This is a genomic window from Proteus sp. fly-1067 (genome assembly GCF_040139345.1).
In the GTDB taxonomy this organism is placed as follows: Bacteria; Pseudomonadota; Gammaproteobacteria; order Enterobacterales; family Enterobacteriaceae; genus Proteus; species Proteus vulgaris_B.
In genome coordinates this window covers 230582-250805 of sequence record NZ_JBEEUL010000005.1, presented here as the reverse complement: position 1 = coordinate 250805, position 20224 = coordinate 230582, and the positions used below count along the sequence as shown (strand labels likewise).

18 protein-coding genes are annotated in these 20224 nt (G+C 37.8%); 8 read left to right on the top strand and 10 right to left on the bottom strand.

Going from position 1 to position 20224, the window contains the following annotated elements; translation table 11 throughout:
* Positions 1-51: 51 nt before the first annotated feature.
* The gene (fkpA, locus tag ABN217_RS09885; protein WP_072068762.1) at positions 52-801 is read right to left on the bottom strand and encodes an FKBP-type peptidyl-prolyl cis-trans isomerase; all 750 of its coding nucleotides are present in this window, start codon (positions 799-801) and stop codon (positions 52-54) included.
* Between the two features lie 454 nt (positions 802-1255).
* On the opposite strand from fkpA, the gene ABN217_RS09880 reads away from it, so the two are divergent.
* The gene (locus ABN217_RS09880) at positions 1256-1474 is read left to right on the top strand and encodes a SlyX family protein (protein WP_072068763.1); all 219 of its coding nucleotides are present in this window, start codon (positions 1256-1258) and stop codon (positions 1472-1474) included.
* 81 nt (positions 1475-1555) lie between these two features.
* Here ABN217_RS09880 and slyD read toward each other — a convergent pair whose 3' ends face one another.
* The 4 genes from slyD to kefG form a co-directional block, all read right to left on the bottom strand.
* Positions 1556-2194 (bottom strand): peptidylprolyl isomerase, encoded by a 639-nt coding sequence (gene slyD / locus ABN217_RS09875; RefSeq protein ID WP_072068764.1) that lies wholly within the window; start codon positions 2192-2194, stop codon positions 1556-1558.
* An 89-nt stretch (positions 2195-2283) separates the two neighbouring features.
* The gene (locus tag ABN217_RS09870; RefSeq protein WP_072068765.1) at positions 2284-2487 is read right to left on the bottom strand and encodes a YheV family putative zinc ribbon protein; all 204 of its coding nucleotides are present in this window, start codon (positions 2485-2487) and stop codon (positions 2284-2286) included.
* A gap of 4 nt (positions 2488-2491) precedes the next feature.
* Positions 2492-4354 (bottom strand): glutathione-regulated potassium-efflux system protein KefB, encoded by a 1863-nt coding sequence (gene kefB, locus ABN217_RS09865; protein WP_197269802.1) that lies wholly within the window; start codon positions 4352-4354, stop codon positions 2492-2494.
* Positions 4354-4905 (bottom strand): glutathione-regulated potassium-efflux system ancillary protein KefG, encoded by a 552-nt coding sequence (gene kefG / locus ABN217_RS09860; RefSeq protein ID WP_072068767.1) that lies wholly within the window; start codon positions 4903-4905, stop codon positions 4354-4356. Before kefG ends, kefB begins: the two co-directional genes overlap by 1 nt.
* A 121-nt stretch (positions 4906-5026) precedes the next feature.
* On the opposite strand from kefG, the gene ABN217_RS09855 reads away from it, so the two are divergent.
* The 3 genes from ABN217_RS09855 to ABN217_RS09845 all read left to right on the top strand — a co-directional run bounded on the left by ABN217_RS09855 (position 5027) and on the right by ABN217_RS09845 (position 11254).
* On the top strand, positions 5027-6958 hold the full coding sequence (locus ABN217_RS09855) for an ABC transporter ATP-binding protein (RefSeq protein ID WP_196554352.1): 1932 nt from the start codon (positions 5027-5029) through the stop codon (positions 6956-6958).
* Positions 6959-7289: 331 nt separating this feature from the next.
* Positions 7290-8972: a methyl-accepting chemotaxis protein gene (locus ABN217_RS09850; RefSeq protein WP_196554353.1), complete on the top strand. Its 1683-nt coding sequence runs from the start codon at positions 7290-7292 to the stop codon at positions 8970-8972.
* 539 nt (positions 8973-9511) lie between these two features.
* Positions 9512-11254 carry a methyl-accepting chemotaxis protein gene (locus ABN217_RS09845; protein ID WP_196554354.1) on the top strand — a complete coding sequence of 581 codons (1743 nt, stop codon included), beginning with the start codon at positions 9512-9514 and terminating at the stop codon, positions 11252-11254.
* A 97-nt stretch (positions 11255-11351) separates the two neighbouring features.
* On the opposite strand, the gene ABN217_RS09840 is transcribed toward ABN217_RS09845, so the two are convergent.
* The 3 genes from ABN217_RS09840 to ABN217_RS09830 form a co-directional block, all read right to left on the bottom strand.
* Positions 11352-12896: a methyl-accepting chemotaxis protein gene (locus ABN217_RS09840; RefSeq protein WP_196554355.1), complete on the bottom strand. Its 1545-nt coding sequence runs from the start codon at positions 12894-12896 to the stop codon at positions 11352-11354.
* Between the two features lie 149 nt (positions 12897-13045).
* Positions 13046-13906, bottom strand: a complete 861-nt coding sequence (locus ABN217_RS09835) for an SIS domain-containing protein (protein WP_072068771.1) — start codon at positions 13904-13906, stop codon at positions 13046-13048.
* A gap of 703 nt (positions 13907-14609) precedes the next feature.
* Positions 14610-15215, bottom strand: coding sequence for a LysE family translocator (locus tag ABN217_RS09830; protein ID WP_072068772.1), 606 nt, complete (start codon positions 15213-15215; stop codon positions 14610-14612).
* Between the two features lie 99 nt (positions 15216-15314).
* On the opposite strand from ABN217_RS09830, the gene ABN217_RS09825 reads away from it, so the two are divergent.
* From ABN217_RS09825 to ABN217_RS09815, 3 genes are read left to right on the top strand one after another with little or no spacing between them, the layout of a single operon-like run.
* Entirely contained in the window at positions 15315-16295 is a 981-nt protein-coding gene (locus ABN217_RS09825; protein WP_349459359.1) for a hydrolase, read from the top strand.
* Complete coding sequence (locus tag ABN217_RS09820) at positions 16292-16513, top strand: YheU family protein (RefSeq protein WP_036933921.1); 222 nt, start codon at positions 16292-16294, stop codon at positions 16511-16513. Before ABN217_RS09825 ends, ABN217_RS09820 begins: the two co-directional genes overlap by 4 nt.
* A 60-nt stretch (positions 16514-16573) precedes the next feature.
* Positions 16574-17443 carry a phosphoribulokinase gene (locus ABN217_RS09815; RefSeq protein WP_072068774.1) on the top strand — a complete coding sequence of 290 codons (870 nt, stop codon included), beginning with the start codon at positions 16574-16576 and terminating at the stop codon, positions 17441-17443.
* 88 nt (positions 17444-17531) lie between these two features.
* Here ABN217_RS09815 and ABN217_RS09810 read toward each other — a convergent pair whose 3' ends face one another.
* Positions 17532-17939, bottom strand: a complete 408-nt coding sequence (locus ABN217_RS09810; protein WP_036933917.1) for an OsmC family protein — start codon at positions 17937-17939, stop codon at positions 17532-17534.
* 313 nt (positions 17940-18252) lie between these two features.
* Here ABN217_RS09810 and crp point away from each other — a divergent pair, with 313 nt between their 5' ends.
* On the top strand, positions 18253-18885 hold the full coding sequence (gene crp, locus ABN217_RS09805; protein WP_004246872.1) for a cAMP-activated global transcriptional regulator CRP: 633 nt from the start codon (positions 18253-18255) through the stop codon (positions 18883-18885).
* A gap of 96 nt (positions 18886-18981) precedes the next feature.
* Here crp and argD read toward each other — a convergent pair whose 3' ends face one another.
* Positions 18982-20196: a bifunctional acetylornithine/succinyldiaminopimelate transaminase gene (argD, locus tag ABN217_RS09800; RefSeq protein ID WP_196554356.1), complete on the bottom strand. Its 1215-nt coding sequence runs from the start codon at positions 20194-20196 to the stop codon at positions 18982-18984.
* Positions 20197-20224: the final 28 nt, after the last annotated feature.

The following is a 20224-nucleotide window of genomic DNA, read 5'->3' as shown; positions in this document are numbered from 1 at the left end:
AATAAAAATGCTGACATTGATGTCAGCATTTTTTCTTTCGTGATAAGTGAATTACTTATCGCTTTCAACACTCAGTAATTCAACTTCAAATACTAATGTTGAGTTAGCTGGAATACCACTTGTTGCGCGTTGGCCATAGCCTAATTCTGGTGGAATAACTAACTTGATTTTACCGCCTTCTTTGATGTATTTCATGCCTTCAGTCCAGCCTGGAATAACACTTTTTAGGCTAATTGTCAGAGGCTCATTACGATCATAAGAGCTATCAAACTGTTTACCATCAATCAACATACCTTTGTAGTGTACAGTAACGCGATCAGCATCTGTTGGAGTTTTACCTTTACCTGGGTTTTCAACTAAATACAGTAAACCTGATTTTGTTTTGACTACACCTTTTTCAGCAGCAAATTCTGTACGGAATTTATCACCCGCAGTTTTGTTCTCGGTTGCTTCTTTTTCCATTTTCGCTGTAGCCGCTGTGCGAACTTGATCTTCAAAAGCCGCTAAGGTTAATTCAATCTCAGCATCTGATAGTTTTGATTTACTGTTAAATGCATCCTGAACACCCGCCAGCAGTTGTTTAGAATCTAAAGTAATACCAATATTTTTTTGCTCTTGTAATGCAGCTTCCATGTAGCGACCCATCGACGCGCCTAACGCATAGGCATTTTGCTCATTTTGAGTTTTAAATGCGCTATTTAATGTTGGCACTTTAGCTGCTTCTTCAGCGAATGCTTGAGGTGCACTGAATGCGAAAGCTAAACTTGTTGCCAGCAACGTCGTTTTTAATAAAGATTTCATCCCATTCTCCAGTATATGTTAGTGAATCGCTACGTTTTACAAACAAAGATCATAGATCTTCACTAAAACGTTTTGCATCACATCTTGCTGTCATTGCGGTATGTACTCGCCATACTTCAAGTTGTCACGTTGTTGATTGCATTTATTCGCACTCGTCAACGTATATATGCGTCTAATGACTTATTCTCTTGTCACCTAGCTGCACCTCGAAATATTTAGAGTAAGATCTATCCGCGGGTAGCAATTTTATATGAATTTAAAAAATTTGCCGACACTCTTAACAGTTAATGTTAGGATTTTTGCCAGCACAGAGTGTTATCACATTAACAAAATAGTCTTTTATCTCAAACCAGATTTATGTCTTCCTGTGTATATATCAGTAAATAAGATTAAATTTCACAATTTCGTTAATCTCATTCGTCGTAATTCGACATTTTAAAGGAGGAAAAACACAATGGATATTAAGGAAGTAGAGCACTTGCTCATACAATTAGAAAGCAAAGTTGCTTTCCAAGATGCGACAATTGAAGAGTTAAATCAGGTGGTCACACAGCAACAAATTGAAATTAGTCGCTTTAAAGAAGCATTAAAGATTGTCACTGAACGCTTAAAAGCATCTCAATCCTCAATACTTGCAAGACCTGAAGATGAAACGCCCCCCCCACACTATTAAGTGATAATTTTCTTTTTAGCGTAATCAGAAAAAACAAAAAAGGAGCGTTTAAGCGCTCCTTTTGATCTTTCTTTAGAAAGATTAGTGTTGGCAACCGCAACCGCCATGACCGTGGCCGTGACCACCGTGACCATGACCTTCGCCACCGCAGCATCCACCTTCTTCACCATGAGAATGGCCATGACCATGACCACCGCCACAGCATCCGCCTTCTTCACCGTGACCGTGGCCACCACAACATTCGTGCTCTTCTTCTTCACCGTGTACGTGACCGTGTGCTAATTCTTCTTCAGTCGCTTCACGAATTGCAACGATTTCAACATGAAACTTCAGGTTTTGGCCTGCTAACATGTGGTTACCATCAACGATAACTTCGTCACCTTCAATACCTGTAATTTCTACTGGTACTGGACCTTGATCGGTATCAGCAAGAAAACGCATGCCAACTTCTAACTCATCAACACCAACAAAAACATCTTTTGGTACGCGTTGAACTAAGTTTTCATCGTATTGGCCATAAGCATCATCAGAAGCCACTTCTACGTCGAATTTCTCACCGACTTCGCGACCTGTTAATGCATTTTCTAAACCACTGATTAAAGAACCACGGCCATGCAGATAGTCTAACGGTGCGCTTACCGTGGACTCATCAACTAAAACACCGTCTTCTGATCTTACTTGATAAGCCAGACTAACTACCAAGTCGTTTGCTACTTTCATGACATCTCCTACATACCCGTGGGCAAAATTTTCCCGATTGTAACGAAAAATAAATCTTCTGTATCGGGTTATATCAAAAAAACCTACAATTATTGTGGTGTAAAGATCCCAATGACCTGTTCATTTTCACGAACAAGCGAATTAACTTCACCGTCTGTTTGCCGTTGCTGATGGCCACATTGAGCACATTCCACAATATCAACTTTATCTTCGCGCCACATTTTGAGTGTGTCTTGAGCTTGACAGTGTGGGCACACAGCTCCAGCGATAAAGCGTTTACGGGTTGCAGACATGGGGTCAGTTCTCCTGTTTATCAATAGATCTTTTTTCTTTACTTATTTGAGGAATATCCTCGGTTAAAGATTCATCCCAAATATCTGGTTGGTGATGTTCTTGACGAATTTCTTCACTAAAAAGTTCTTCAAGTTCTCGCCTTGCTTCTTTTACACGAGAGACATTGGAAACTTCTTCAGGTGATTCATCCACCAGCTTTCTAAGTAATTGCATATCTAAACGACGAAAATGCTGTTGTGCTCGATAAGCTTGATGAGGATGCATACCTAATTCAATTAATGTTTTACGCCCTAGTTCTAAAGCACTAGAAAATGTTTCTCGGCTAAAATCTGTTACACCCGCTTTAAGCAATTCATGAGCCTCAACACGTCCCCTTGCTCTGGAAATAATATGCAAATTAGGGAAGTGTCGCTGACAGAGGTGAACAATTTCCATCGTCGCTTCAGGTTCATTACTAGTGATTACAATCGTTTTTGCGTGTTCCGCACCCGCCGCACGTAATAAATTGAGATCAGTAGCATCACCATAATAAACTTTATAGCCATATTTACGCATGGTGCTTAAACTTCCCACATCATGCTCTAAGACGGTGACATTAATCTTGTTAGCCATCAACAAGCGCCCTACAACCTGTCCCATTCGACCAAAACCAACAAGAATGACTTCTGGATGATTGTTTTCAACAAAAGGCTGTTCGTCTGTTTTAGGCTCATTATAACGGCGAGATAATACAGCGTCTGTCATTTGCATCACAAGTGGCGTTGTCATCATAGAAAGCGTGACAACCACCAGCAACAATGCCATCTGCTGACTATCTAATACGCCCATTGCCATTGATGTTGAAAAAACAACAAAGGCAAACTCACCACCTTGACTTAATACTGATGAAAATTGTAAACGTGTAGAAAATCGTAATCCAGCTAACCATGCAATACCGTAAAGTATCAAAGCTTTAACAATGACTAGAATAAGCACACCCAGTAAAACTTCTGGTAAATAGCGCCATAAGATACCTATATCTAAAGACATGCCGACAGAAATAAAAAAGAGGCCCAGTAACAAGCCCTTAAAAGGCTCAATAGAAATTTCTAATTCATGCCGATATTCTGTATCCGCCAATAATACACCAGCAATAAAGGTTCCCATTGCCATTGAAAAACCGAGAGTTTCCATAAAAATAGCCGCACCTAGCACGACTAATAATGCGGCAGCTGTAAAGACTTCTCTTACACCCGATTTGACAACTAAACGAAACAGAGGACGTAATAAATAACGCCCACAAACCAATAACGCAGCAAAAGAGGCAACTTTTAATCCAATACGATACCAATCACTGCTAGCAGTTTCCCCAGCAAGTAGCGGAATAACAGCAAGAATAGGGATCACTGCCATATCTTGGAATAACAGAACTGCAAAACCTAACTGCCCACCCTCATTATGATTCATCCCTTTTTCACTCATAAGCTGTAATGCCATAGCCGTTGAGGACATCGCAATACCTAATCCGCCAATAACGGCGGCCTGCCATGAAAAAGAGGTTAAAACGAGAATAAGTCCTGAGAAAATAGAGGCGGTGAAAACCACCTGCATTGAACCGACACCAAAAATAGCGCGTCTTAATTCCCACAGCTTGGCTGGATTTAGCTCCAATCCAATAATGAACATCAAAAAGACCACACCGAGTTCAGCAAAATGTAAGATGTTATCGACATCTTTAAATAGCCCTAACCCCCAAGGGCCAATGGCAATACCAGCAATTAAGTAACCCAGTACGGCACCAATTTTAAGACGTTGTGCAATCGGTACCATGATAACCGCAGCACAAAGGAAAAAGAGAACCGCTTTAATCATCCAGTTATCTTCCATTAGACATGCTCCCCTTCAAGTGGCGCACTTAACCAATGGCGATAAGCCTCTCCAATATGCGTCAATGTCGTTTTAGACTGTTGCCTTGCTGAATACACAATCATGGGTGATAACCAACGCATACCACACATTTCTGCCATTAATTCAAAAGGACGTAATAATTCTGTGAGTGTGTAGTGATTCTTTCCATTATGTTGGTAAGCATATTCAGGTTCACCTGTGGTCACAACACAGCGGAATGCTTTTCCTTTTAAATGTGACCATCCACTTTCATTTGCAAAAGGACGTGTTAGTACCCTGTCTTGCCATTCTTTTAATAATGCTGGACAACTATATGTTTGTAATGGAAATTGAAAAACAATCACTTGGTGTTTGCACAACAAGGATTGCTCATGGTGTATATCAATAAAAAAATCAGGATAAGTAGCATATAAATCATGAATAGTTATATTCTCTAGATCCCTCACCGCCTTGATTAATGCTTTATTAGCAATGGATTGGCGCGGCTCGGGATGAACATACACCAGTAATACATTTGATGCGTTTGACATCATTCCTCCTTACAAAACGTGTCAGAAACCATTTTTTCCGTTACCATGCACGCATTGTGACCAACTGTTACGAACAACTTACTCTATATATTAATTTACATACTCTTAATAGACGATATTTATGATTGTTTTTTCTTCTTTGCAAATTCGCCGTGGTGTCAGAGTGTTACTAGATAATGCCAGTGCAACCATTAATCCAGGGCAAAAAATTGGTCTAGTCGGCAAAAATGGTTGTGGTAAAACCACATTACTCTCTTTATTAAAAGGTGAGCTTCAAGCAGAAGCGGGGAATGTCACCTTTCCCAGTACTTGGGCTATGGCGTGGGTTAACCAAGAAACACCTGCACTTGATGTACCCGCGATTGATTATGTTATTGATGGTGATAGAGAATATCGCCAGTTAGAACAACGATTACAAAAAGCTAACGAGACAAACGATGGTCACGCAATTGCACTTATTCACGGGCAATTAGATGCCATTAATGCATGGACAATTCAATCTCGTGCGGCAACCTTACTAAATGGTCTTGGTTTTAGCCAACAACAACTAAATGAACCTGTAAAATCATTTTCAGGTGGTTGGAGAATGCGTTTAAACTTAGCGCAAGCATTAATTTGTCGCTCTGATTTACTATTACTCGATGAGCCTACCAACCACTTAGATTTAGATGCTGTTATTTGGCTTGAAAAATGGCTAAAAAGCTATGCTGGCACCTTAATTTTGATTTCCCATGACCGTGATTTCCTTGATCCGATCGTGGATAAAATCTTGCATATCGAACAAGAAAAAATCTTTGAATATTCAGGTAACTACTCTTCGTTTGAAATGCAACGAGCAACAAAACTCGCTCAGCAACAAGCTTTGTTTGAAAACCAGCAATCAAAAATTGCACACTTACAAAGTTTTATCGACAGATTTAAAGCGAAAGCGACTAAAGCGAAACAAGCACAAAGCCGAGTGAAAATGCTTGAGCGAATGGAGCGCGTTGCTCCAGCTCATTCTGATAACCCATTCCAATTTAGCTTCCGCCAACCTGAAAGTTTACCTAATCCACTACTATCGATGGAAAAAGTCAGTGCCGGTTATGGTGAAAAAATTATTCTTAATGATATTAAACTGAATTTAATTCCTGGATCACGTATTGGATTATTAGGGCGAAATGGTGCAGGTAAATCAACTTTAATCAAATTACTTGCTGGGGAGCTTGAGCCATTACAAGGAAAAATGGCTCTCTCAAAAGGCATTAAATTGGGTTACTTTGCACAGCATCAATTAGAATTTCTACGCTCCGATGAGTCTGCACTACAACATCTAACTCGCTTAGCTCCTAAAGAGACTGAACAAAAATTACGTGACTATCTTGGAGGTTTTGGCTTCCATGGCGATAAGGTTACAGATGCGTGTGGTCAGTTTTCTGGCGGTGAAAAAGCGCGTTTAGTGTTATCTCTTTTAGTTTGGCAACGCCCTAATTTGCTGTTAATGGATGAACCAACTAACCACCTCGATTTAGATATGCGTCAAGCGTTGACTCAAGCGTTAATTAGCTTTGAAGGCGCAATTGTCGTGGTATCGCATGATAGGCATTTACTGCGTTCAACCACTGACGACCTCTATCTTGTTCACGATGGTCAAGTTGAGCCTTTTGATGGCGATCTGGATGATTACCAACAATGGTTAGTTGATCAAAATCGCCAAGAAACACAAGCCAATAAAAATCAGCAAGATAAAGATAATACCACGACGACAAATTTAAGTGCGCAAGACAAAAAAGAACAAAAACGTAAAGAAGCAGAGTTTAGACAACAAACTCAACCGTTACGTAAAAAACTGACCACCTTAGAAAGTAAAATGGATAAACTTAGCCAAGAGCTTACTCTCATTGAAACAGCACTTTCTGACAGTGGCATTTACGATATCAGCCGTAAAAATGAGCTTTCAGATTGTTTAAGCCGACAAGGTATCGCAAAGTCAGCACTTGAAGACGTTGAAATGGAATGGATGGAATTACAGGAAACATTGGAAGAGATGACAAACACATTTGGCTCTCAGTAATAATCTATCATTCATTAAAAAAGGAACTGTTTTAAGTAAAATAGTTCCTTTATTTTTATCCCATCATTCATTCTTAAAATTTATACAATTCATTTTACTTAAGGGATTTATATCATTTTACAGTAGCACTATTTACACAAAATATAATCTCACCCTATCTGGCAATACCCCAGTAAAAATAACAATCTAATGTTTATTTTCTGACTATTCATATTAAGTAAGGGAAATAAATCCTTTCACACTAAAGTTTCTAACATTCCAGCCGAATTAATCATTCTGCTAAGTGGACCTCCCACTTACCGACAAAAAGGCAAAGCTAATAGGTAGGGTTATGTTAAAACGAATTAAAATCTCTCAAGGTTTAATGTGTGTCCTGACTCTGTTTTGTATTATTCAGATCATTTCTGGAGTACAAAGCATTCACGATGCCTACCAGACTCAAAATAAACTCAAGCAAATTTCATACAGTTTCGACCAACTACGCACAATGGATAATACCTATGCGGAGTTGAATACATTGCGTACGGATATTATTGCGCAAGCATTTAGCTATATATCAAATCCTCAAGCAGAAGATGCAAACATCACCACATTTATGCAAACTATGCCAGCACGTAAGGCACAAGTTGATGCTTTGATGAATGAGTATGTTGAGTTATCCGCTCAAACAGGTTTCGATCAGCAACGTATGGCACAAATCAAACAGCTTTATCAAAAAAGTCGAGCTGATCTTGATTTATTGGCACAATATTTAAGTGAACGAAATACTAATGCTGTTCGATTGATCTTGAAAAGCCCAGCGAATACTAACTTTACTAACTCACTGTATGAAGCCACAGACTTTATTACCGATGAAGTGGTTAATCCGTCAGTAACTGAAGCGGAAAAGAACTATTACAGCATGCTGTGGATAGCGTCTACCTTCATGGGTATTTTCCTTATTTTCACCACATTAGTTCTTATTTGGATCCGTAAATATATCATTGCTCGTATTAATCAAATGATCACCTATCAAGAAACAATTGCTAAAGGTGATTTAGTCAGTCGTGTGGACAGTGACATTTCAGGTAATACTGAAATAGACCAGTTAATGCTGGGATTACAGCAAATGCGCGCACAATTAAAAGAGATGGTAAGCTCTATCCGAAATAGTAGTGCGGCTATTTATACAGGTGTACAAGAGATTGCTGCAGGTAATAATGACTTATCCAGCCGAACTGAAGAACAAGCTAGCGCGCTAGAAGAAACAGCATCCAGTATGGAGCAGATGACTGCAACCATTCGCAATAACACAGAGAGCGCTCGTGAAGTCACAGAGTTAGTGATGAGTACTGCAGATATCGCAGTTCAAGGTGGTGAACACAGTAATAAAATGGTTATGACAATGACAGATATTGCCGATCGCTCACAAAAGATTGGTGAAATTACGGCTGTTATTGATGATATTGCATTCCAAACCAATATCTTAGCCCTTAACGCAGCCGTTGAAGCAGCGAGAGCTGGCGAGCAAGGCCGAGGATTTTCTGTAGTAGCAAGTGAAGTACGTAACTTGGCTCAACGAAGTGCTGAAGCAGCTAAAGAGATCAAAGAGCTTATTGAATCCACAATCTTACGGGTAAGACAAGGTAATGATCTTGTTGAACAAGTCAGTTTATCAATGGGTGAAATTGTAACATCCGTTAATCACGTTTCGGGTTCAATGAAAGAAATTCTATCTGCATCAGAAGAACAAACTCGAGGTATTGCACAAATTAGTCTTGCTGTTAATGAGATGGATAAGGCAACTCAACAAAATGCAGCTATGGTTGAACAATCAACTGCGGCTTCTGCCACATTAAGTGAACAAGCCAGCATGTTAGATATCATCGTCAATACATTTAAAGTTGAGAATGAAAAACCGACCCTAACGAAACTCCCCACATTCTCAGCAAAACCGCAAGAAAAAGAAGCGATTAAAACACCGACAATAAAGACAAATCACCATGAAACCGATGATAATTGGGAAAGTTTTTAAGTTGACCTCTTATACAAAAGAAAGTAAACGCTCAGTATAATAAGTAGTCAATTACATATAACAAAACCTCTACCTACCATACTCCCAGTTAATTTCTGGGAGTATTTCAATTCTCCCGCACATAAACACAAAAAAGTGACCTTTTTTATACAGAAAAAAGAACGCTTTTTAAGAAACATTGAGAGTATTTTCGAAATCAATACGTTTATTTCACTTATTATAAGATAAATCGATAAATAAAGAAAAAACACTGCTCATTATTGCTCTCTTATTCAGCAAAATCATTACAAAAACTTATTATTATATCGATTAACATAAAAAATGAGTAAGCCAATATACCTATAGTCTTTTATATAAATCATTAGAATATTTTAGCCATTAGCTGATAATTAAAGCTAAAAAAAGAAATATAAGTCGTCTTTACTATTAAATAGAGTAGAAACAATAAAGTTTTTAGATATTAAGCCGAATAAGTTTAATTGATAAATAGTTATCGCTCCTTGCTGTGTGTCCTACAAATCAATTAAATAGGTAAGGCTATGCTGAAACGAATAAAAATATCTAATGGCTTAATGTTTATTTTAATACTGTTTTGCATTATTCAACTTTTCTCTGGTGCAATGAGTATCCGTGATGCGAGTTTAACAAATAAGCGGATCTCACAATTAGCGAATGGCTTTGAACAGATAAAAACGATGGATTATGGTTATGCAGAGTTAAATAAATTACGTGAAGATATGCTTAATGTTATGTTTGAAGCCCATCTCACTCCTGACATTGCAGAAGATAAAATCACCCAATTTCTTTCCACTTATCCACAACGAAAACAAGAAATTACACGTATTATTACCTCATACTTTACTTCTGCAACTAACGCCAACTTTGATCCTGAAAAAATAGAAAGTATGAAAAAGCTTTTTAATCGTGTTATTTACGATCTTGATCAGCTTGCCTCATGTTTAGAAATTCGAGATTACTACGGCTTTCAATCTCTTTATGCTCATAATACTAATGAGCGTTTTACTCAATCCCTCTATGAAGCAACAGATTACCTCAGTGATAATGTGGTGACCCATGCAACACAAGCTGCACAAGGTAATTATGAACGAACGTTAATTTTAGCGTTTGTTTTTATGTTTATTTTTATTCTTTTTACAGTTCTTGTTGTGCTTTGGATACGTCGAAATATTGTTTTACGTATCAATCAAATCGTGGATTATATGTCAGAAATTTCACAAGGGAATTTATTAGAAAATAAAAACATCACAGCAAAAGGAAATAATGAAATTGACCAATTAATTACGGGTATTCAGTATATGCGCACTGAGCTCTCATTAATTGTGAATGCTATTCGGGGAACAAGTCATCATATTTACACAGGTGTTCAAGAATTATCAGCAGGCAATACCGATCTTTCTTGCCGTACTGAAGAACAAGCTAGCGCATTAGAAGAAACCGCATCGAGTATGGAACAACTCACAGCAACAGTGAGAAACAATACCGAAAGCGCTCGTGAAGTTTCACATCTCATCAATCAAACATCAAATATTGCCAGTAAAGGGGGCGATGTCACTAATCGCATGGTGAAAACCATGACGGATATTGCCGACAGCTCACAAAAGATTGGCGAAATTACCGCCGTTATCAACAGTATTGCCTTTCAAACCAATATTCTTTCCTTAAATGCAGCTGTTGAAGCTGCTAGAGCAGGTGAACAAGGGCGTGGTTTTTCTGTGGTAGCGACTGAAGTGAGAGAGTTAGCACAGCGTAGTGCTGAAGCAGCGAAGGAAATTAAAGAATTAATTGATGCCTCAATAAGTCGAGTTCGTCATGGCAATGATCTTGTTGAACAAGTCAGTATTTCTATGGGTGAAATACTGACATCTGTAAAACATGTTGAAGACTCAATGACAGAAATTTTATCGGCATCTGAAGAACAAACACGTGGTATAACCCAAGTCTCTCTTGCGGTTACAGAAATGGACAAAGCCACCCAACAAAATGCTGCCATGGTTGAACAATCCTCCTCTGTTGCTAGTTTACTAACCGAAGAAGCTGGCAATCTTGAACAGATCGTTGAGCAATTTAAGACTGCTGAAAGTGAGCAATACAATAAAAAATCACAACATACCATAATCGAAAAATCATTCTCTTCTGAAAAATCACTGCAACCAAAAGAAGAAAAAATAAAAAACACCACCAAGGATGACATAAAAGAGAAGAATTTCGTGAAAGGAGCATCAGTTAAAAATGATGAAGACGATGATTGGACAAGCTTTTAACTTACCGTTTTTTCATGATTAAAATATGATTTAGATAAACACAAAGACACCTATTTTTAGTAGGTGTCTTTTTCTTTTATTTCCTAATAATTACAACTTAATGGAATACATTAATTGCACTGACTAAGTAATTAGTTTGTACTTTCATTTCACCTGAAATCATTGAAGCCTTAGAAACATAGTTAGCATTTTCATGCGTAATCGATTCCAACTTTTCAACTGCACGGCCTAACTCCTTTAGTCCCGCACTTTGTTCTGATGAAGCAAGACTAATTTCACCAATTAAATCGGTCACATTTTTGACATGTACGACAATATCCTCCATCGTACTGACCGTCTCATTGACTTGTTTTGAACCAACTTTGATATTACTACTTGAAGCACTAATCAATTTTTTGATCTCTTTAGCTGCTTCTGCACTGCGTTGTGCTAACTCCCTCACTTCAGTCGCTACCACAGAAAAACCACGCCCTTGTTCGCCTGCTCTAGCAGCTTCTACTGATGCATTCAATGCAAGGATATTGGTTTGAAAAGCAATGCTATCAATTACACCAATAATATTGCTGATCCGCTCTGAACTTTTCGCAATATCATTCATAGTATTGGCAATATTATCCATTGCATTACCTCCCTTTATCGCCGCATCACAGGTGATATTAGAAAGGTTATTTGCCTGCCCCGCAGTTTCACTATTACTACTTACCGCTGTAGTAAGCTCATTCATCGTAGATGCTGTTGCTTCAACATTACTGGCTGTTTGTTCCGTTCTTACATATAAATCACGATTACCCGCTGCGAGTTGATCACAAGAAATATCGACTTGATGAATTTGATGACTTACATCATTCACTAACCAACGGAACATTCGCCCTAACTGATTAACTGAACGCTGAGTCATCCCGATTTCATCAATACGATTAAGGTAAGCAACGTTATGTTCGTCTCCTGTTGCAACTCGATTAGCATGTTTATTTAATTGAATGATGGGTTTAACAATTTGAAAATACAGAATGCGCTCATTCGCCATTAGTAATAATAGTAAAACAACGACATGCATCAAAAGAGCATAGCTGGATAGGCCAGAAAACCATGCGCTTAACAACATAAACGGTAGAGGGAATAGAATAAAAAGCCGAAGGCGTTTTTTTAATGAAATAGTTTGATTCCATGAGCGCCAACGTTGCCATCCCTTATAAACAAAAGCACCTTTTAAAAAGGTGTGAGAAGGATATTTACCTTGATTAAATGCATCATAAAGTGCTGAAGCTTGTGCTATTTCCTCTTTTAGTGCACAGGTTCTGACCGACATAAAACTTTGAATTTTACCGTGACGAATAATAGGCGTGATATTGGCCCTTACCCAATAGTGATCACCATTTTTACGTCTATTTTTAACGATCCCAGTCCAAACTTCGCCTTGTTTTAAGGTTCTCCACATATCCTTAAAAACATCTGAAGGGATATCAGGATGCCGGACAATATTATGGGGTTTTCCCACTAGTTCCTCTACTGAAAACCCACTGGCCTCGACGAAGTCCTCGTTGGCATAAATAATATTGCCATCAAGATCTGTCGTCGACATCAGTGTTGCGTTTTCAGATACCGGGTATTCTCGCTGTGTCACCGGTTGATTGTTACGCATTAGTTACTCTCCTCGACATTGAAATTAAAATATCTCAACAAAAAAACACTGCCTAAATAACTATCGTTTCGGCCATTGGGAGAATAACTTTAGTAATAAGTGTAAATACCTACCTTTAAATATTAATTTTTTGAATCAGTTCAAAATTTTTAATTATCTAGGCTATTAATTAATGCCTGAGAACTTAGCACTAATGTCTTCGCACATTCATCACGTTTCTTTAATAACGCCATAAAAATAAGATCTGTTATTGTATTTTGTGCAGTGCGAGATGAGATTGAGGCACTTCTCCACTCTCCTTCATCCGCAATTGTTTCTAATATATAATCAGAAATTCTGCCTAATGGTGAGTGCTTTTCTCCTGTAATAGCAATAATTTTTGCTCCCTGTTTTTTAGCAACAGAGGCTGCCACTAACATGTCTTTTCGTTTTCCACTATAAGAAATAACTATTTGTAAGTCTTTTGAACTTAACATTTGAGCAACAGATATTTGGACATGATGATCCGTTTCAATAAGTGTCGTGATGCCGATTTTTTGTAATTTATAACTTAAATCTCTGGCCACCAACCCAGAACCACCAATACCTATAATTTGAACACGTTGGGCTTCATCAATAAGCTGGATCACCTTTTCAAAATGAAAATAATTAATTTGGCGAGTTGTATCACTAATAGAATTATTTTTTTCTTGTGCCAGTTTTTGTGCAATAACAACTAAACTATCATCAGAACCTATTTGATTATGTAATATGCTAGTATTTTGCCCTGTACCTGCATTTTTCCGGCCTAGCTCTTCACTTATTGCAAGTTTCAAAGATGGAAAACCTTTGAATCCTATTTTTTGACTAAACTTAACAATCGCAGACTGACTAACACCCGTAATTACAGCTAATTGCTGTGATGAAAGTGTCACCATCTTTTCAGGATTATCTAAAATATAATCTGCTATTTTACGCTGATTTGTAGCCATACCTGGTTTGATCCAAGCAATTTTTGTTAATGTTGGCATAATGACAATATCCACTTCGAGTACTATATCGTTATATATGGGATCATTCTTGATAAAGAGTTTGAAACCTAAAGCTATTTAGGTTTTTAGATAAAAACAAATAAAAAAATAGAACATAAACAATGAATTATAAAAAGTAATATTATTATTAAAATACTTACTTTTATAATAGGTTTATAATTATCTTTTTTATCTGCTTTTCTTCATTAACCACGATATTCTATAATACTTAATTTGTTTTTTTTCCAATTTTTAATAATAATTTATTCTTTTTGGTCAATAAGAGAATATAAATTCAATCTATATATATTCAATAATATTGCGTTTTTAAACGCTTTTATTAAGTTATAACAATAAAAAAACACACTAAAAACATATATACAATAAAATTTTCTTTAATTACAACCAGTAAAGAGGAATAAATAATTCCTATTCGCGAGAATTATTTTTCACTTTAAAGTATAAATTTAGATAAATGAAAATGTTAAATAATCACGTTTATATAAAATGAGGAAGTTTTATTCTCACATTATATAAAAGAGCACTTTAACATAAATACCCGTGATAACAGGCGATCATAGATCTCTCTTTCACTAGATTAATACTCTTTTTTTGATGGGTGTTTAGAACAATCATGTCAACTAAACTTAAAAAAGCATTATTTAAATCAAAATAATTAAGTTACTCATTGATTTATAGTTATTTATTCAATCCAAATCAAAGGAACACAGAGCGCTGTTAATAATCCCATTGAAATATTAAAAATAAACCAAGACCTTCTGCTTTGTAAAAATAAGCTGATTAAAGTTCCCCCTAAAATCCAAACAATGCCTGCAACAAAATTCACTATCACCATCACAATGCTCATCGCGATAATTGAACTAAAATAGGCATCACCAGATAAACTAAAGCTCCCAACTGCCCCTAATCCCATCATCCACGCTTTAGGATTGAGAAATTGTAATAATCCACCTTGAAACCAACTTACTGCTTGTGGCGTTTTTGCAGGGATATCTAAACGTTGATAAGATGATGTTGCTGTTTTCCAAGCAAGCCAAAGTAAGTATGCACTCCCGATTATCTTTAATCCTATATGCAATGCAGGATAAATAATCAGTAATGCAGCCACACCAAATGCCGAGCTAAGTAAAACACATTGCATTCCCAGCATAATACCCGCCATAAGCTTTAATGAGCCTTTAAAACCGACATTAGCACCTGATGAAGTAAGTAATAAGTTGTTGGGTCCAGGTGTGATAGCAGCAATAAACAAGAAAATAGTTAAAGAAAAAATAAGGCTAATTGTCATAGCGAGCGCTCAAAGATGTGACAGATGTTTTATTTTCACCGAAAATAGCAGTATGTTATTTAGCAAACAAGTGTTAATTCATTTTGATAGACGGAAAATATGTCTCAATACTTTAATCCAATGCGTTGGGCTAAAAATCCACATTTACAAACGCTTTTACCACGAATAGTGCGTAGAACACCACTATTAACGCCTTACTGGCAACGACTAAACCTTCCTGATAATGATTTTGTCGATTTGGCATGGAGTGAAGATCCTAAAATGGCTCTCGATAAGCCAAGGCTAGTTATCTTTCATGGTTTAGAAGGAAGCTTTAGCAGTCCTTATGTTCATGGCATGTTATCAGCAGCAAAAGAGAGAGGCTGGTTAAGTGTTGTGATGCATTTTAGAGGATGCAGTGGCGAACCCAATAGACAAAAACGCATCTATCACTCAGGTGAAACCGAAGATGCTCGCTACTTTTTAAATTGGCTAAAAAAGGAATTTGGTGAACAGCCAACAGCGGCTGTTGGCTACTCTCTTGGAGGTAACATGCTCGCTTATTACCTTGCTGAGAGTGGTGAAAATGCCGTTGTAGATGCAGCTGTTATTGTATCAGCACCATTAATGTTAGAGCCTTGTTCAGCTAAAATTGAGCGTGGTTTTTCCCGTTTTTACCAATGGTATCTATTAAAAGGACTAAAAAATAACGCAACACGCAAGTTGATCCGCTATCCTGAATCATTGCCAATTAGTTTGTTGACAATAAAATCCATCAAAAAGCTACGCCAATTTGACGATCTGATTACCTCTAAAATTCATGGGTTCAAAGATGCCCTTGATTACTATCGTCAATGCAGTGCTTTGCCTTTATTAAATAAAATAAAGAAAACAACACTGATTATTCACGCTAAAGATGATCCTTTTATGTCTGCGGATGTTATTCCTGATATCACAACACTACCGAATAATATTGAATATCAACTTACTGAATTTGGCGGGCATGTGGGTTTTGTTAGTGGCAAGCTTTCTAAACCCGTGATGTGGCTTGAAAATCGAATACCTGACTGGTTGTCCGCTTATTTGGAGAAAACCAAATGATAATACCTTGGAACGAACTTTCCACTGAGACACTAGACAATCTTATTGAAAGTTTCGTTTTACGAGAAGGCACTGATTATGGTATCCAAGAGAAGACGCTAGAACAAAAAGTCGCCGACGTAAAAAAACAACTTAAATCCGGTGAAGCCGTGTTAGTTTGGTCAGAACTTCATGAAAGCGTCAATATTATGCCTGCATCGCAGTTTCGCTCTGATTGATCACCCAGAGCGCAATATCGCCACCAATAAGGGCTAACCTTATTTGCAAAAGGATAATCTATGTCAGTCAAACATCCTATCATCGCGGTTACTGGTTCAAGTGGAGCAGGAACGACTACCACGAGCCAAGCTTTTCGTAAGATATTCCAACAACTTAATGCACATTCTGCTTTAATTGATGGAGATAGTTTTCATCGCTATACTCGCCCTGAAATGGATATGGCGATAAGAAAAGCCAAAGAGCAAGGGCGACATATTAGCTATTTTGGCCCTGAAGCAAATGATTTTAGCCTACTGAGTTCCACATTCAGCCATTATAGCGAAACAGGACAAGGCCAATCACGTAAATATTTACACTCTTATGATGAAGCGACGCCCTACAACCAATTACCAGGAACTTTTACACCATGGGAATCATTACCCAATAATACCGATGTACTCTTTTATGAAGGATTACACGGTGGTGTTGTCACTGATGAACATGATGTCGCACAGCATGTTGATTTATTAGTGGGTGTGGTCCCTATCGTTAACCTTGAGTGGATACAAAAACTTATCCGCGACACAACTGAACGGGGTCATTCACAAGAAGCCGTAAGAGATTCAGTGGTACGCTCAATGGATGATTATATTAACTATATCATTCCGCAATTTTCGCGTACTCACATCAACTTTCAACGAGTCCCTACCGTCGATACATCAAACCCATTCTCAGCTAAAGCTATCCCAACTCTTGATGAAAGTTTTATTGTTATTCGCTTTAGAGGCTTAACTGATATTGATTTTCCTTATTTGCTGGCAATGTTGCATGGCTCATTTATGTCAACAATAAATACGATTGTGGTGCCTGGTGGAAAATTAGGATTAGCGATGGAATTAATTATGGCACCATTAGTCAAAAAATTATTAAATGGCGAAAAGATCAGTTAACAAAAATAAACTCTATTTTTATAAAAATAATATCCCCTTATTTAAGGGATATTATTTCCAAATTAAACTTTATTTTAAAATATCAAATTTACTCAGCATCTTTTATTTCAAATGAATGTGTAATATTAGCTGCTTTTCCTAACATTAAAGAGACGGAACAATATTTTTCTGCAGATAATTGAACAGCTCGCTCAACAATTTTATCTGTGAGTTCTTTACCTGAAACAATAAAATGTAAATTGATATCAGTAAATAAACGAGGGGCTTCTTCGCGACGCTCTGATGTTAATTTTACTTCACAATCAGTGACTTGATGTCGCCCTTTGCGTAAAATACTAACTACATCAATCGCACTGCATCCCCCCGCAGCAATTAAGACCATTTCCATTGGGCTTGGTGCTTTATCGCCAGAGTTCCCATCCATCATTATTTGATGACCTGATGAAGACTCACCAACAAAAGATAAATCTTCAACCCACTTAACTCGTGCTTCCATTTATTTTCCCTCTAAACATGACAGAAACTAAAAGAGTACATTCTCATAATTCAACTAGCAATTAGCAAATAGGTTTATTATGCTGACTGCGTAAAACGAGACTTAATGCACTAATTGTGTTAAAAACAATATCTGCTTGATGATAGTGGTTAAGATCAATGCATTATTTTCTCATTTATTATAATCTACTCCATATTAACTTACCGTGTTCTCAGGAAGTTAATAGGTCAAGATAGGATTTTTAAGCACGCTGTCTCAAAAGGGAGTCCATCCGTTTTGAAAGGCTGCATTTAACGTACAGAGGATAACGCGAATGGTTCTCGGCAAGCCGCAAACAGACCCGACTCTTGAATGGTTTTTGTCACACTGCCATATTCACAAATATCCATCCAAGAGCACGCTGATCCACCAAGGTGAGAAAGCGGAAACACTTTATTATATTGTTAAAGGTTCCGTGGCTGTTCTTATTAAAGATGAAGAAGGGAAAGAAATGATCCTCTCCTACCTGAATCAGGGGGATTTCATCGGTGAACTTGGATTATTTGAAGAAGATCAAGAACGTAGTGCATGGGTTAGAGCAAAAACAGCCTGTGAAGTAGCAGAAATTTCCTATAAAAAATTCCGCCAATTAATTCAGGTTAACCCTGATATTCTGATGCGCCTGTCAGCTCAAATGGCGAACAGATTACAAACCACATCAGAAAAAGTAGGTAACCTTGCTTTCCTTGATGTAACAGGTCGTATTGCACAAACCTTACTAAACTTAGCAAAACAACCCGATGCTATGACGCATCCTGATGGCATGCAAATTAAAATTACACGTCAGGAAATCGGTCAAATCGTTGGTTGTTCACGCGAAACTGTAGGCCGTATTCTGAAAATGTTGGAAGATCAAAACCTGATCTCTGCACACGGTAAAACAATCGTCGTTTACGGGACTCGCTAAGTTTCCCCACCCGAACAAACAATAGCCCGATACAAAGGGCTATTGATAAAAAGATCTGTATAAACCCCATTCTTGTGATGGGGTTTATAATAAGGACTATTCTTTTACAAACTCCGCAATAGCCGCTTTTAATGCTACCATTCCTTCTTGTAGCTCTTCTTGGGTAATAATTAATGATGGCGTAAAACGCATAACATCAGCGCCTGCATTTAACATCATTAAACCATGCTTTGCAGCTAATCCTAATAGTATTTTGGCTTTACCTTCATATTGTGGTGCGAGTTGTGCACCGATCAATAATCCTTGTCCACGGATTTGCGAAAAGACGTTGTAGGTTTGGTTTATTGCCGTGAGCTCATCTACAATCCATTGATAACGCTTTTCTACACCCTCAAGTACCTCAGGCGTATTAATTAAATCAAATGCGACATTGCCCACCGCACAAGCGAGTGGATTACCTCCATAAGTTGTACCATGAGTCCCTACACCCATTGCAGAAGCTATCTCATGTGTTGTTAACATCGCACTGAGAGGGAAACCACTTCCTAGTGCTTTTGCGGTTGTAATAATGTCTGGTATCACATCATAGTTCATATAAGCGAAAAGCTTACCTGTACGCCCCATACCTGTTTGTACTTCATCAAGAACAAGTAGGGCTTGATGCTTATCGCACAGCTCACGTAGCCCTCTCATAAACTCAGGTGTTGCCGCCGTTACACCACCTTCACCTTGAACTGGTTCTAGTACAACGGCACAAGTGTGATCATCCATTACCGCTTTAACCGCATCTAAGTCATTAAAAGGAACGTGCACGATATCTGCAGGCTTAGGACCAAAACCATCTGCATATTTAGGCTGCCCACCGACAGATACTGTAAACAGTGTTCTGCCATGAAATGCATGATGAAAAGCAATAATTTTAGTTTTATAAGGACTATGGCGAGTGATGGCATAATGACGAGCCAATTTAAATGCGGCTTCATTCGCTTCTGCACCTGAATTAGCAAAAAAGACACGTTCCGCAAATGTGTTATCTATTAATTTTTGCGCTAAACGTAATGCTGGTTCATTAGTAAATATATTACTAACATGCCAAAGTTGTTCACTTTGTTCTTTCAAGGCTTGATTAAGGGCAGGATGAGCATGCCCCAGTGCTAAAACAGCAATACCACCAGCAAAATCAATATACGATTTTCCCTGCTGATCCCAAACACGGCTACCCATCCCTTTGACAGGAATAAACTCTGCGGGTGAATAAATTGGCAACATTACTTGATCGTAAGTTGCCCGGTTGATACTTTGCTTTGTCATTACCCCACCTGATCGTCATTCATATTTA

What these genes read in the sequence shown, in the direction of transcription:
- ABN217_RS09825 (WP_349459359.1), top strand. Translation starts at nt 15,315, where the DNA reads ATGTCTCAATACTTTAATCCAATGCGTTGGGCTAAAAATCCACATTTA.
- kefB (WP_197269802.1), bottom strand. Translation starts at nt 4,354, where the DNA reads ATGGAAGATAACTGGATGATTAAAGCGGTTCTCTTTTTCCTTTGTGCT.
- kefG (WP_072068767.1), bottom strand. Translation starts at nt 4,905, where the DNA reads ATGTCAAACGCATCAAATGTATTACTGGTGTATGTTCATCCCGAGCCG.
- ABN217_RS09870 (WP_072068765.1), bottom strand. Translation starts at nt 2,487, where the DNA reads ATGTCTGCAACCCGTAAACGCTTTATCGCTGGAGCTGTGTGCCCACAC.
- ABN217_RS09855 (WP_196554352.1), top strand. Translation starts at nt 5,027, where the DNA reads ATGATTGTTTTTTCTTCTTTGCAAATTCGCCGTGGTGTCAGAGTGTTA.
- ABN217_RS09810 (WP_036933917.1), bottom strand. Translation starts at nt 17,939, where the DNA reads ATGGAAGCACGAGTTAAGTGGGTTGAAGATTTATCTTTTGTTGGTGAG.
- argD (WP_196554356.1), bottom strand. Translation starts at nt 20,196, where the DNA reads ATGACAAAGCAAAGTATCAACCGGGCAACTTACGATCAAGTAATGTTG.
- ABN217_RS09850 (WP_196554353.1), top strand. Translation starts at nt 7,290, where the DNA reads ATGTTAAAACGAATTAAAATCTCTCAAGGTTTAATGTGTGTCCTGACT.
- ABN217_RS09830 (WP_072068772.1), bottom strand. Translation starts at nt 15,215, where the DNA reads ATGACAATTAGCCTTATTTTTTCTTTAACTATTTTCTTGTTTATTGCT.
- slyD (WP_072068764.1), bottom strand. Translation starts at nt 2,194, where the DNA reads ATGAAAGTAGCAAACGACTTGGTAGTTAGTCTGGCTTATCAAGTAAGA.
- ABN217_RS09835 (WP_072068771.1), bottom strand. Translation starts at nt 13,906, where the DNA reads ATGCCAACATTAACAAAAATTGCTTGGATCAAACCAGGTATGGCTACA.
- ABN217_RS09840 (WP_196554355.1), bottom strand. Translation starts at nt 12,896, where the DNA reads ATGCGTAACAATCAACCGGTGACACAGCGAGAATACCCGGTATCTGAA.
- ABN217_RS09845 (WP_196554354.1), top strand. Translation starts at nt 9,512, where the DNA reads ATGCTGAAACGAATAAAAATATCTAATGGCTTAATGTTTATTTTAATA.
- ABN217_RS09820 (WP_036933921.1), top strand. Translation starts at nt 16,292, where the DNA reads ATGATAATACCTTGGAACGAACTTTCCACTGAGACACTAGACAATCTT.
- ABN217_RS09815 (WP_072068774.1), top strand. Translation starts at nt 16,574, where the DNA reads ATGTCAGTCAAACATCCTATCATCGCGGTTACTGGTTCAAGTGGAGCA.
- crp (WP_004246872.1), top strand. Translation starts at nt 18,253, where the DNA reads ATGGTTCTCGGCAAGCCGCAAACAGACCCGACTCTTGAATGGTTTTTG.
- fkpA (WP_072068762.1), bottom strand. Translation starts at nt 801, where the DNA reads ATGAAATCTTTATTAAAAACGACGTTGCTGGCAACAAGTTTAGCTTTC.
- ABN217_RS09880 (WP_072068763.1), top strand. Translation starts at nt 1,256, where the DNA reads ATGGATATTAAGGAAGTAGAGCACTTGCTCATACAATTAGAAAGCAAA.